Consider the following 13,570-nt stretch of genomic DNA (forward strand, 5'->3'; position numbering starts at 1 on the left):
TTAACATAGAGCCATAGGAATTTATACTGTGCTGGACTCAAAAGTGGAAACTGGTTCGCAAGAAAAGTGTTTGGAGCAAGATCGGCGTTGCGTCATCGTTTGCCAGTACCGTTCCTGTTTGGTAAATGGAAGCGCAGAGGTACTTGCCGCTTTTGAGAGTGCTGATATTCCTGGAGTCATGGTGACGGGGAGCGGTTGCCAGGGACAGTGCAGCTGTGGTCCTACAGTGCGAATTGTCCCGGAAGAAACTTGGTACTGCCGAGTTCAACCCAGCGATGTCCAGACGATCGTTGAACAACATTTACAAAAAGGGGAACCAATAGAAGCAAAGCTGAATCCCAGAATTCACATGAGAATCAGTTTTTGAAGTGATTTTCACTCCCATAACTGCCGCCGTGTCAAGTTTTCTCAGATGTAGGTTGGTTACTTGCTTAAATCAAGCAGTTTTTGTGGCAGTTTAACGACACGGCGATCGCGCATCCCTGTGATGTAGATCAAAAGCCGCTCGTTGTATTTCTAGGCTTTAATAGTTCAGTAGAACGCTGTATAAGGCTCATCAATATGCCTACTTATACCGGAATTTCCAGTGAAGCTTTTAGACATCCCCTCGACCGACAAGCCGAGCAAGCCTTACGCAGCGTGCCTGGATTTGATATGGTTGCCCGTAAATTTGTGGAATTTGCCTCTGAGCGTCCCCAGTTTGTCTACCACATGGGCAATAGCATTCAGGTCGGGCCGCGTCAGTATGCTAGCATCTATGGCATTTTCCGGGAATGCTTGCGCGATCTGGACGTTTACCCAGAACCAACGCTTTTCGTTTCCCAAGCGCCTTGGGTTAATGCCAGCGCCCTCGGACAAGAACGCCCTTATGTGATCCTGAACTCTGGACTTTTAGACCTGCTCAACGAAGCGGAACTTCGGGCAGTCATTGCACATGAATTAGGACATATTAAATGCGGTCACACGACCTTACGTCAGATGGCGGTTTGGGCTTTGCAAGCTGTCAATTTTATCGGGAACGCGACCTTTGGCTTCAGCACTTTGGTCAGTACCGGCTTGGTTTTGGCATTTATTGAATGGAGCCGTAAAGCCGAATTATCAGCAGATCGAGCCGCTTTCCTGGTGACAGACGACCTGAATCCGGTGATGCACTTAATGATGAAATTTGCTGGTGGCAGCGCCCGTTATGCCAATGAAGTAAATTTAGATGAATTTATTCGTCAATCGCAAAAATATCAGGAATTGGACGAAGACGGGTTGAATCAAGTCTACAAGTTCTTACTTTACAATAACTTTACTCAAGGTTGGTTTACGACCCATCCCTTTACGGTCGATCGCCTTCACCATTTGCAGGAGTGGGCAAACTCAGAGGAATATCGTCAGATTCGCCGGGGCAATTACCAACGTTCCCCTGTACAGGGCGCGGTGAATGTCCCATCAGAAACAGCCGTTAATGAGGTGGATGCGCTACAGCGTCAAATTGAGGAATTGCAAGAACAAATTAACCGTCTCCGGTCTGAATCCGAAGATCCTTAGCGGTTGAGAGCAAGTTCCCCAAGCGTATGTATTTTCAAGGATTGCTATGGGCAGTCAAGTCAAGTACTATACACTGCAATTAGCATTGACGCTGGGTGCCATCTACTTTCGCTCTTCACACTCTAAGGAAGGACTCAATAGTCCTAATTAATGGAATGGTCAGGGACATTCTATCAGATGGATATCAGGCCGAGTTTCGTGTCATTTCCAACCAGTCAGATCGAGATATGATCTATCGTTTTTTGGTGGACATTGTTCAGCAATGGCCCCCAGAAGCCGTTCTGCAAGAATTTAAGCAGTTATTTATTTATTACAGTCCTAACGCTGTTAATACCAACGCGATCAAAGCGCTTTCAGACATTATCTTTGCAAATGATGAAGAAGAATTTAAAAACACTCTAAAGCGCTCTTGTTATATTCTCATCAATAATTGGGAGACGACACGAAGCTATAAAGCAATTAAAGAATTAGTTTTAGTATTTAGCGATTTAAATATTAGCAAGTCAACCTTATCTCCAAGCTTAAGTAAGTTGAGAATTTGGCTTGTAAATTTTATTAAAAGCCAAGACTATCAAGATTTAAAGATATTTGCCGCTAGATACGATGAACATGAAGCAACCCATTGGAGCCATCGTTATACTTCTTATCTGTTAGTTCCTCAATATGCGAATCTCTCAAACCCCGTCGAACAGCGGGAAGCTGCCAGAGCATTGTCGCAAGAACTGAAAGATCGCTTTAAGTTTGAGCTAGCAATGTATACCACGCGATCGCAGTCGGCGATGCCTAGAGAAATTTTGCCTAAAAACCCGACTGGCTTGGGGGATGAGGTACTGCGTCTGATCAAGACAATTGTTGCGAAACGGGGGCCATTTAGCTATACAAATCTGGCAAATATTTTTCTCCAACAAACTCAAGGACTTCCCTACAAAAACTTTAAACATAGTCTACAAAAATATTTAATTTTTTCTGTGGAAAATAGAAAATTTGTAGAGGTCTTGAAAACAAAATTAGAAGAAAAGCTAGATGTTGTATATGAAAATCATCATGAAGAGACGCTGGATGATGCCCTGTTGTTAAGAACCTGTAATCGGGTGATCGAATATTTAACGACTGAAAATCATCGGGAACCTTCGCCTCTATTTATTTTATTGATGTCGCAAGGGCATCCTTTGACTTTAGTAATCGTACTGCTGAAAATTTTATTAATTTGTAAAAATGTTCGCACCCATTTAGAAACTTGCATTGCTGAGTTAATCAAATACTATATGCACTATCCAGAAGAGGATTGCAAGTGGGTAGTGAATTTCTTTGAAATATTTCATATAACCTTCGCTATCTATGGTGAAAACGTTCAATACAATTTGATCAAGATGAACGGAAATGGCACGAAGAAGCTGCCTAACGGGACGGCACAGATGTATCGAGTTTTTTCTCAACTGAAGTTAGATAGCGATATAAAAGCTGCAACTTCTGCGATCGCAGAGGCGATGTCAGATCAAGTTGCAGAGGATTAGGTTTCTGGCTACCCGTTGAAAGCGGGACAGGGGAACCCCACCCTTAATCCCTCCCCGGTTTTCGGTGAGGGGAACCTGGATTGAGGGGGAATAAAGTTGTCATAGCTGTAGTTGATAGCCCTTTTAGCGATCCTTCAGCTCGCTCAAAGTTGCCAATCCAGCAGCGGCGGCTTCCGCTAAAATACTCACCAAGCGGAATAGGGCGACGACGCTGAGGAGAATGGCGGCAGAAAAATGTTGACCGAATAGAGCGATCGCTGTCGCTTCAAATACCCCGATTCCCCCAGGTGCGCCGGGAACAATCAAACCCAACAGCCATGACAAACTAAACCCACTCAGCAGCATCGGGATTTGATTGGGATTCACTGGTGTCAGCGCTAGCATGGCAAACAAAAACCCCGCGCCACGCAGTAACAAAAAGCCAATTTCTCCCAACAAAGGAAATAGAGGATATCGCTCAAGTCGAAAAGAAGCTTCTGTCGCTTCTGTGGGGGGTGGAGAAGCTGAAGCAGAGATAGCATTTTCTTCTCCCCCGCGCCCCTGCGCCCCTGCACCTCTTGCTTTCTTTCCCTTCAATTTACTTGCCAACTGCATCAGCCGGTTCAAAATTCGGGGATGAACGCCCAGCAAAACTACACCCAAACCAAGAAGTTGTAAGGTTCTCGTCTGGGTATTCTGAGGGACACCTGCCCAACCAAACTGGCTACCTGCTAAGGCAACTAATAAAGCGGCAGCCGCCATCAGCAGGGGTTCGAGTAACACGCTGAGAGTCGCGGCACCGAAAGAACCCCCGTGGGATGTCACCGCCACGATGCGCCCGTAGTAGTGCCAGACATTCCCTGGTAAATACTTGGCAAGGTTGGTTTTCAGGTAAACTTGGAGCGCCCATCGAGGCTGAACGGGTTGCCGGAACGATTGCAAAATCCAACTCCAGACGAATCCAGACCAAGTATGAGCCAGTAAAGTGATCAAAAAGGCGATCGCTAGATTTGTCCATCCCGCACCAGTCATTCGGATGGCTGCGACTTCCCGCCAATTGTCTTTGAGAGCTTTTGCCAAAAAAAATAGCGTCCCGCCGAGAATCACCCAGCGCAAGTACGGCTTCAGGGATGACCAAATTTTTTTCATGACCTTTCACACTGGGTAGCGAGTTGAGGCAAATACCTCATCCTAGAGTATGAGAATACCAAAGTGAGAACGGTAGCGAGTCTGTAACTTTTGCCAGAGGGAGCGATCGCTCTTCTGTTTCTACACTTTGCAGACATTCGCGAACAATTTCCCAGCCAAGCTTCGCACATCTGGGATACGGATAACGATCCGCTACCTGATGGTGAGGCAAGTTTGATGTGAGCGATCGCGTTTGAGGCAGCGATGCCCAGACCCATCTGATGCTGAAAGATTGAGAAAAATCAGCCAAGTTCTAGGCTGAGCGATGTTTTTAGCTGGCATGGTCGCGAACCAACCAATATCACCGTAGTTTTGCTTATTTTTTGGGAATCTCTCTACGGTTAGAGAGAGGTTGCTTTTAGTTGCAACCAGAATGTGACCTGCGCTAGAGGTAGGAACACTGTAGCTTTTGTATTGTTTATGACAGTTCGTAAAAATCTTGGGAGTAGTGTGTGAAACACTTAACTGCTTTCTTTAAAAAACTACGGTTACGTCAAATATTGACCGTTTTTTTGGCAGGCGCGTTGCTAATTGTTACCAGCGCTTGTAACAATGGCGATTCTTTAGGGGCACGTCCACAAAATCCCCCCGTGCAAATGGGAGGGAACAACAATCCCCACAGCAATGGTGGAGATGGCTACACGAATTACAAAATGTCTACCGATCCTAACGTCAGCAAAACAGCGAATCCACGCGATCGCGCTGACTTGCAGATCCTGTCCAATCAGTTAATTGCTACCAGCGATTCTGAAATCCTCTACCCGGGTGCTGAGACACCAGCAGGTCGAGCCGCAAAGGAAAAAGAATTGCCCATAAAAACTTCAGAGGATTTTGAAGTCTCTGGAGCTGGAGGTCGTCAACCTATAATCAATCGCAGCGATCCTAATGCCAAGATATTAGAAAGTATCGGTGAAGAGTTCAAAGAGGCTTCCAGCTTCATCAAAGATAAATCAGATGAAGCCGGTCAGAGACCTGAAATGCAAAGCAACCCTGCTTTGCACAAATAAGCAAATAATTGAGATTTTCGATTGGCAGTCAATCGAAAATCTCGGATTGCAATGCTAACCAAAACAACCATTGACTCGTACAGAAAAAGGAGTTTTTTTGATGAACAGCGTAATTAATTGGTTGAAAAAAATCAACTTGGGCAAAATCCTGACCGTGTTTTTGTCCGCCACGATCATTTTTGTTACCACCGCTTGTAATGGTGGGGCACAAGCGAAGACCGCCGACCAAATTAGGGAGGACGTTCCTACAGGTGCCTTAACCAATGAGTATAAAGGTGGGATGAACGACTATAGCGATACCGATCCCAGAAGAGACACCTCAGGCGTAGCAGCTAAGGCAAAAGGCCTAATTGACAATGCTGAGCGCCACGTAATTGACGAGACCGATGACGTAGGTACAAACACCAAGCGGATTCTGGATAAGAAGGGCGAAAACGCTAAACAGTTCGGTGAGAATGTCAAGCAAAATACCGACGCAATTGGCGACAAAGCGCAAAAATCGGCTAGTGATTTCGCTAAGGGAACAAAGCAGGGAATTGAAAATCTCAAGGGCAATACTCAGGATGCAACCAAAGACCTGGGTAAAGGAACGCAGCAGGCAGCTGACAATGTCCAGGAAAATAGTAAATATGCAGGCAGAAATGTAATTGAGAGTGCTAAGCGGGCAGCAGATAAGGCTGCTGATGCGATTGATTAGCAGCGTCTGGAATTAAATAAACACCAGACTCAATCAATGATTCTAGGGGCGGGATAATCCTGCCCCTATTTGCTTTTGTATCCCTATAGCGGTTCTAACTTGAGTGCTATATCACTCGGAACCTCACTCCCAGCCCCTCTCCGTGAACGGAGAGGGGAGAATATTGAACCCCTCTAGTTGAAGTGAAGGGAAGGTCGAGGGGCAAGGGTGGGGTTAAACCGTACTGCATCGAATAGAGAATTGTGATAGTACCCTGTCAGGGTTTCTCCGGGAGAATCCTTTCGGAGAAACCGGATCAAAAATACATAACCTCAGCCTGACTAAAGATATAGCCGAATAGAACACACACTCTCGGCTATTGAAATGAAAAAATTTCTAACCGTTGTGCTGTCTCCAACTGAGGTGGCGAAGCAGCTGGCATCTGACTGTCCTGGCTATAGCGCAGCAACCCATGAAAGTATTGCTCTGTGGCTGGTGGGAGAGGAAGGAGAGCGTTTTGAAACGTTTAACGCAACTCAGAGGGTAATTGCCTTGCAAGCGATGGATTATCGCTATCGCATTTTACGGCAACGCTACTTAGGCGTGGCACCAGAGCGTGCTTATTGCAACTTGACGACTCGGCTGGGGAGTTTAGTATTGCTGAAGAATAAAATTCGGACTTGGGTGGCGCTATCGCGCGATCGCTCGGCAACGGTTGTCGATGTGTTGCAAGAAGTCATTCAGGAATTATTGCATCGCGATCGCTACATTCAACAGCAAATTGCCTGGATTAGCAAATGTACTTCAGACGCTCGCTTAGGCAACTCTCTACTGATGAGCAGCATCGAAGAATACTGTCTCAGACCAATTCGCAACCAGCCACTTTTAGTTTATAGATTTTTTAACTATCTACGTCGTTCCCGGCGGGGAGGGATGACTCATATCCCCGATGGTGAACTGGTGCGACTGATTTCTGAGGAAGTGGTGTCCCACGAGACAAACAATCCGGTTAGTTTCCTCGATATCCACGCAGTTGCCGAGTATCAAGAGAATCAAGCAATTGAAGAACAAATGTTTCTGCGGACAACCGTAAAGCAGGAGTTTTACAACTATTTAGCCGAAAATGTCAGTCGAGAAGCAGCGGTTTGGCTGGAACTTTACCTCGCTGGCAATTCTCAACAAGCGATCGCTCGCGCCTTGAATTTGCGGACTAGGGAAGTCTATCGTCTGCGGGAAAAAGTCAGTTACCATGCAATTCGCATTTTTGCTCGAAAAACAAAGCCGGAGCTGGTCGCAAGCTGGCTAAAACCCGCCGCAGCGCGTAGAACGTCTGAGCAAGTTGTGGCGATAGGAATGGAAAAGTAGCCGAGTGAAGTTTGGGGAAAAGCGGGAATTTCTTGAAGATGTCACTCGCTTTGTTTAAAGTTATCCTTATCGTTTTTAGCCGTTCAATCAGCTCCCCCGAACTTGCCTCAATTGACTTTGATCGGCATCCTGGTTTACGCGAGGCAAGGATGAGGAATTTCAGAGTCGCTTTGCATTTGCACAATTGAGTGAAATAACGATGGGTACGGCATCGAGATACTGGCTTTTGATGAGAATTGATAGTTTCGGCAAGTGTCGAACTGAAGAAGTTGAGTCGGCAAAAGCCTTTTTCTTGACTCAATTTCCCGAACTCTCTGACCGAGAGGATATGCCAGACCGGGAAATTCAACGCCAACTCATGCAGTGGTTCCAGAACGATGACACTCGCCGTCAGATGGCTGAGGTGTGTCTGCGCTGCTTTATCTCTCATCAAATTCAAGAATTTTGCTTAGAACTAGAGCAGAAGTTTGGCAAAAACCATGACTTCACCAGTATGGAGCTGTTGCCGTTGGTACTCGATAGCACTTTGCGTTCTCCGCGTCAGGAAATGGATGAAAGCCGGACAAACTATCCATCTGTAACCGCTCGAATTTTGCAAACCTTTGACCCGGATAAGAGTAAATTATCGACTTGGACGGTCAGGATGGTAAAAAGCGATCGCTTCCTCAAACGATTCTTACTCGAACACGGAATTGAGCAAGTGACTGACTGGATGATTCTGAGTTACATGAACCCCGGACGATTACAGCGAGTTTTATTAGAGTTTGACCGGACACCAGCAGAAATCAACCAAGCACTTCAGCTACTTGATAGCTACCATCAGATTTATCGCACCCAACTTTTGCAGCACCGCAAGGCTGGAGAGAAAAGCCGATATCCAGACCCAACCGCCTCGCAATTGCGTCAAATGGCTGAACAATTGTCAACCACTCGGACAATATTTCCCGAACAAATCTTAAGAGAATTGCAAGAACTCGCGCAGTTGCTCAGAGCCGAACGCCTCCGGACTCGCAAAGGCTTACCGTTAGATAATTCAGGAAATTCTGCGGAAAGAAATAGAGCATCCAGTGAGGATGATTCTAATGAGCAATCAGAGTTTTTAGCAGGTTATCACCAGCAATTTAATACCTGTTTATCTCAGTCCGTCAAGCAGGTCATTCAAGCTCGCTTTATCTATTTGCAATCCAAGAAAAATCAGAAAGCGCAAAACTTCCTCAAGGCACTTCATTTATTTCACTGTCAGGGAGTTCCCATGAAAGAAATTGCTCCCCAACTCGGCTTAAAAGACCAGCCTCAAGTAAGCCGCCTGCTGGAACTCAAAAACTTACGCAGCGATATTGGACGCCGAACCTTATTGTGCTTGAGAGCTTGCGTTTTAAAGTTAGCTCAATGTTACGTTAATCCCGTGCAGCTCCAAGATTTGGAGTCAAAAGTCCAATTCATTTTAGATAAAGAGATTTCTACAGAGATTGAGAAGGCGAAAAAAGAATCTCACATAGGACACAACCGAGTGATGAACAGTCAACTAGCGGCAACGATTTGTAACCATCTGAATAGTCAGAAAGAAGAACGAGCATGAATTACTTAACAGATTTGACAGATGATTGGGTCGAACTTGAAGAATTGCCAGAAACAATTCCCTTAGAATCGGAGCAGCTTGACCAAGCTGTACAATTGAGCAACCAAGTAGGGAATGAAGACCGAAAATGGCAAATTTATCTTCAAGCTTTAAGTTTATTTAGTTTTGAAGAATGGCTGCGGAAACGAGAACCGGAGATTTATCTAGATAAAGAACATTCTTCAGTTTTACAACCTCAGTATGCTAATGCAGTTGATGCCGTTTTTAATTTGAGAATTGGCGAATTTAAAGTTTGTTTAATTCCTACCATCACCTTAACCGATAAAGAACTTACTATCCCTAGAGCCGTAGTAGATTTACCAGAATTTGCAGCTCATTTTTATGTATTTATTGGTATTGAGGAAGAATTGGAAGTTGCAGCAATTAGAGGTTTTCTGCGTCACGATCAAATGATGAATTATTTACCACAATTAGAACCCGAAGCTGATTGGAATTATCAGATTCCGATTGCTTGGTTTAATGGCGAACCTAATGAACTATTGCTTTATTTGCAATGTTTAATTTCATCAGCAATTCCTTTACCTGAAATCCCAACGAATCGTCAGAATACCCTAGCTCGAATGCAGTCGACCCTATTAACATTATTACCCCAACTGCGTAACCGTCCTTTGTGGCAAGTCTTGACGTGGGAGCAGGGAGCAGCAGTCCTAACGACACCGGATTTACTTAATTGGCTCTACCAGCCGCTAACTGAGAATACAGCAACTGTTACCAATCATCTATCAGAGCTGCTCCAAATCTTGACTCAGCAAGCGGTAAATGTCAGGAACTGGTTACGCAACCAAATGGATGAAGTAATGCAAGAATTGTCCTGGGAAGCCTTGCCAGCACCGTCTCCTTTGCGCGGAACTGAGCCACTAAGAGAGTTGCCAGCATCATTCTCCCTTCGCAGAAACGAACAAAACCCATCTCAAGAATTAGATGAAATTTTGATAGAAATTAGTCGCAATAATCAGTTAGAGATTCCAGCCAATACGGGTCGTGCTTACCGAGACTTAACCCTAGGAAATCGGGTGCGGCTGTATGCTGTTACCTGGTCTTTCCCGGATGATGATGGCTGGACGTTATTGCTGATATTGAAGGCGATTTCTGGAAATGAACCTGACGATGAGATGACTTTGCGAGTAAGCGATCGCGTGGAAGTTTTGGCAGAAGATACACTGCACTTAGATGGGGACGAGGACTATATTTTTACTCAAGTGGCGGGGACTTATCAAGATAAATTTCTCGCAACCATTACCTCGGAAACTGGGGAATTCCAAACTTTGCCGCCGTTTGAATTTATTTTATAGCTTCTCGAAAATCATCAGAGGCAGGACAACTCCGACCTCCGCAAAATCCAAAATCCAAAATTAAATGATGGATAGAATAGTTTTTAAGCTTAGGGTTAAGCAAGTTGGCACTGTTTGCGACTTTGAGTTGTCTTGGGGGAAAGGAAAAATACTCTCTGTAGAGCTGAATTATCCCCTCTCGCTGACCAGGAGTTACGAACAGTGGCAAAGCGCCTATCTCAACTACTATAGGCGGCTGCGAGGGCACAAGGTCATCAGCGGTAAAGGCACTCTCCCAGTTGATCGACATCGCGAACTGGTGAATGCAGAGGTTCAGCTAGGGGAAGAATTTCAACACTGGTTGCTCACTCCTGAATTAGTTAGTATTCGCCGCGAGATTGTCAAGGCGGCTCATAAACCGGAACATCATACGGTTGAGGTGTTCCTGACTTGCACTCCTCTAGAACTGGCGCGATTACCGTGGGAAATTTGGGAAATTGGGACGGATTTGGGTGCTACTCAACAAATACGCATTGCTCGCACTCCCGCCAATATTCTGAATGAACCCGTTCGTCCGATTCGCCGTAAAGCTAGGGTTTTAGCGATTTTAGGGGATGACACTGGCTTGAATTTGGAAGCTGATCGAGAAGCACTGCGATCGCTTGATCGTGTTGCAGATATCCAGTTGATTGGTTGGAAACGGAACCAGGGGAAAGCTGAACTGAATATCCCTAAGAGTATAGAGGCTCGATTTTTTGATGCTGATGCACTCAAAATGGAGATCCTCAAAGCGATCGCATCTGAGCCAGGTTGGGATATCTTATTTTTTGCCGGACACAGTAATGAAACTGTCCTGACGGGTGGAGAATTAGGCATTGCACCACACACCTCAATCTCGATTTGGGAAATTGAAGAGTCACTGAAACAGGCGAAAAAACGGGGACTTCAGTTTGCAATTTTCAACTCGTGTAGTGGCATGAATATTGCCGAATCCTTGATTAACTTGGGATTGAGCCAGGTAGCAGTAATGCGGGAACCGATTCACAATCAGGTAGCACAAGAATTTTTGGTGCAGTTTCTCGCCAGTTTGACTCAATACAAGGATGTTCATTCAGCTTTGCTGGAGGCAAGTTTATTTCTTAAACAACAGGAAAAGCATCTTTCCTACCCTTCTGCTTACCTGGTTCCCTCCCTATTTCGGCATCCAGAAGCCGAGCTGTTTTGCATTAAACCTTTTGGCTTTTTTGACACACTAAACCGCTGGTTGCCAACGAAAAAAGAAGCCTGTTGGCTAGGCGCTATCCTGTTTTTAAGTTTATTACCGCCCGTACAAAACTTATTATTAGAACCGCGCATTTTACTTCAGGCTGTCTATCGCCAATTCACCTTTCAAGTGCCAGCCAAAGGAAGTTCACCCGTTCGACTTATCCAAATTGATGAGGAATCTCTAAAGGCTGATGCGGATAAAATTAAACAAATTTACCCTATCGATTATCGTTATGTAGCATTACTTTTGAATCGGGTTTCTAAATTAGAAGCTAAAACTATTGGTATTGATTATATCTTAGATGATAGAAAACAACCAAATAACAGTTTAAAACTTAAGGAATCTGTACAGAATATTGTTAATAAAAATACTTGGTTGGTATTTGGTTCTGGAGAGGGAGAATCCACTCCTAGGTCAGGGGTAAGCAAGGATATTGCCAACCTTAATTGGAGTTTGGAAGGGGATATCATGTTCTTCCCTTGGTATGTTGAACTTTTGCCAGCAGAACCCAAAAGTTCACAGATGTATCCTTTTGCTTATCTCTTAGCTATAGCGTATGTGTTGAATCAAGAATTACCACTGAATTTACCGCAACCCAATTTGCAGGCTCGAACGAATTTTAATTTATCAGTGATTAACTATTTAAATCTGATAAGCCAATCCAACCAGAAAATAGCTTTTTTACAAGAAATCCGCCTTCATTCACTTACCCGCTTTTCTCAAAATTTTATTCAAGCGTGGTTCCATCCAATTATTGACTTTTCTATTCCCCCCGAATCTGCCTACGAACGCATTTCTGCCTGTAAGTTACTAGGAGATTGCCTAGGAGAAGGAAAAGTACCAGACACCTTTAAGAATGAAGTGGTGTTGATTACTCCAGGTGGATATAAAGGAGCCGGGTTAGAAGGAGAAAATGAAGATAATTATGCGATTCCTTTAGCTGTCGGTTTCTGGCGCGGTTGGGAGGAGGAAAATTTCCCTGGCGGTGAAGCTCATGCTTATATGCTTCATCATTTATTAACGCGGCGATTGGTGATACCTATCCCCGATTTATGGATGATTTTACTTTCAGGATTGCTGGGGAAAGGCGTAACGCTGATGTTACAGGATAATCTTCATCAACGGCAACGCTGGGTAATAAAGTTAGGAACGGCTACAACCATTTATATCATCGCCTCCTTGCAAATCTATATATCGGCGGCGATGTTATTACCTTGGTTTTTACCAACAGTTTTGTTTTGGAATTATATTCGTTTAGCATTCAGGGAAAAGTCTCATGTTTAACTTAAAAAAACTCCAATCCATTTTGTTAATATCTGCCTTGATTACAACTTCTTCCTCAGTGCCTCTACAAGCGGCAATCAGACAACAACCGCATCCCGTCCTAACAGAAAGCAATGAGACATATCTAGCTTTATCGTGGGGTGATATCTGGAAGAAATTACGTCGTAAAAGGAAAGGAGGGGGCGGGAGAGGAGGAGCGATTTGCGCGATCGCTCCCGCTAAACTGGTAGACGCAGATTCGCTTCATTCAAAACAAGGGGAAATCCTTGAGATTTGGAGCGATCGCCCTCTGTTTCTCTGGAATATCCCAGGTGGAACGGTAACGCGAATTGAGCTATCTCGTCAGGGGGATAAAGAGGCATTCTGGAACCGACCAATTAAAGGAGAGACAAGGGCGGTTTATGATGGGGAACCATTGCAACCTGGACAGTCTTATGTATGGAAATTGTCTGCTTCAGAGCCGTACCCAATTGAAACCAGCGTCATGTTTCAAGTGATGGAACCGGAAAGACGCGATCGCATTTCAGCCGAATTGATCTCAATAGCACTCGTACAGCAGCTTAAAGACCCATCACCAGAGGCTTTGGCAATGGAGAAAGCCTACTATTTTGCCGAACGCGAACTCTGGTCAGATGCGCTGCGGGAACTCTATTCGGTGCCAAATCCCTCAGCAGAATTAAGGAATGCGATCGCGCTTCTTCAAGCTCATAATTTCTGTGCAGAAGATGAGCCAAACGTTTCTGCATCTCGATAGGCTACTGCTGGGGTTTTTGCATAAGTTCCCCTTGCCCAAGGATATTATATGTAAGCGGACAATATCTTAAACGCTGCGATCGCACTCCTA

The 13,570-nt window shown here is 44.8% G+C and carries 12 protein-coding genes; 10 read left to right on the plus strand and 2 right to left on the minus strand.

Annotated features, from left to right (window positions below; all coding sequences use genetic code 11):
- The first annotated feature begins 31 nt into the window (after nucleotides 1-31).
- The 3 genes from NDA03_RS13920 to NDA03_RS13930 all read left to right on the plus strand — a co-directional run bounded on the left by NDA03_RS13920 (nucleotide 32) and on the right by NDA03_RS13930 (nucleotide 3,050).
- Nucleotides 32-367, plus strand: a complete 336-nt coding sequence (locus NDA03_RS13920) for a (2Fe-2S) ferredoxin domain-containing protein (protein ID WP_242030661.1) — start codon at nucleotides 32-34, stop codon at nucleotides 365-367.
- 194 nt (nucleotides 368-561) lie between these two features.
- Complete coding sequence (locus tag NDA03_RS13925; RefSeq protein WP_190415030.1) at nucleotides 562-1,536, plus strand: M48 family metallopeptidase; 975 nt, start codon at nucleotides 562-564, stop codon at nucleotides 1,534-1,536.
- 227 nt (nucleotides 1,537-1,763) lie between these two features.
- Complete coding sequence (locus tag NDA03_RS13930; protein WP_242037154.1) at nucleotides 1,764-3,050, plus strand: hypothetical protein; 1,287 nt, start codon at nucleotides 1,764-1,766, stop codon at nucleotides 3,048-3,050.
- A gap of 123 nt (nucleotides 3,051-3,173) precedes the next feature.
- Here NDA03_RS13930 and NDA03_RS13935 read toward each other — a convergent pair whose 3' ends face one another.
- Together NDA03_RS13935 and NDA03_RS13940 are read right to left on the minus strand one after the other, a co-directional pair.
- Complete coding sequence (locus tag NDA03_RS13935) at nucleotides 3,174-4,178, minus strand: lysylphosphatidylglycerol synthase domain-containing protein (protein WP_190414875.1); 1,005 nt, start codon at nucleotides 4,176-4,178, stop codon at nucleotides 3,174-3,176.
- A gap of 37 nt (nucleotides 4,179-4,215) precedes the next feature.
- A complete protein-coding gene (locus NDA03_RS13940; RefSeq protein ID WP_190414874.1) occupies nucleotides 4,216-4,467 on the minus strand; it encodes a hypothetical protein in 252 nt (83 codons plus the stop codon).
- 202 nt (nucleotides 4,468-4,669) lie between these two features.
- Between NDA03_RS13940 and NDA03_RS13945 the strand changes: the two genes are divergently transcribed.
- The 7 genes from NDA03_RS13945 (at nucleotide 4,670) to NDA03_RS13975 (ending at nucleotide 13,480) form a co-directional block, all read left to right on the plus strand.
- A complete protein-coding gene (locus NDA03_RS13945; RefSeq protein ID WP_190414873.1) occupies nucleotides 4,670-5,224 on the plus strand; it encodes a DUF6658 family protein in 555 nt (184 codons plus the stop codon).
- A 100-nt stretch (nucleotides 5,225-5,324) separates the two neighbouring features.
- A complete protein-coding gene (locus NDA03_RS13950; protein WP_190414872.1) occupies nucleotides 5,325-5,921 on the plus strand; it encodes a DUF6658 family protein in 597 nt (198 codons plus the stop codon).
- Nucleotides 5,922-6,284: 363 nt separating this feature from the next.
- A complete protein-coding gene (locus NDA03_RS13955) occupies nucleotides 6,285-7,265 on the plus strand; it encodes a HetZ-related protein 2 (RefSeq protein ID WP_190414871.1) in 981 nt (326 codons plus the stop codon).
- A gap of 199 nt (nucleotides 7,266-7,464) precedes the next feature.
- Entirely contained in the window at nucleotides 7,465-8,844 is a 1,380-nt protein-coding gene (locus NDA03_RS13960; RefSeq protein ID WP_190414870.1) for a hypothetical protein, read from the plus strand.
- Nucleotides 8,841-10,196 carry a DUF1822 family protein gene (locus tag NDA03_RS13965; protein WP_190414869.1) on the plus strand — a complete coding sequence of 452 codons (1,356 nt, stop codon included), beginning with the start codon at nucleotides 8,841-8,843 and terminating at the stop codon, nucleotides 10,194-10,196. Before NDA03_RS13960 ends, NDA03_RS13965 begins: the two co-directional genes overlap by 4 nt.
- 64 nt (nucleotides 10,197-10,260) lie before the next feature.
- The gene (locus NDA03_RS13970) at nucleotides 10,261-12,726 is read left to right on the plus strand and encodes a CHASE2 domain-containing protein (protein WP_348238309.1); all 2,466 of its coding nucleotides are present in this window, start codon (nucleotides 10,261-10,263) and stop codon (nucleotides 12,724-12,726) included.
- Complete coding sequence (locus tag NDA03_RS13975; protein ID WP_348238310.1) at nucleotides 12,719-13,480, plus strand: hypothetical protein; 762 nt, start codon at nucleotides 12,719-12,721, stop codon at nucleotides 13,478-13,480. The genes NDA03_RS13970 and NDA03_RS13975 overlap by 8 nt, the downstream gene beginning before the upstream one ends.
- The last annotated feature ends 90 nt before the right edge of the window (nucleotides 13,481-13,570 follow it).

Source organism: Trichocoleus sp. Lan, assembly GCF_039961855.1.
Taxonomy (GTDB): domain Bacteria; phylum Cyanobacteriota; class Cyanobacteriia; order Cyanobacteriales; family FACHB-T130; genus FACHB-T130.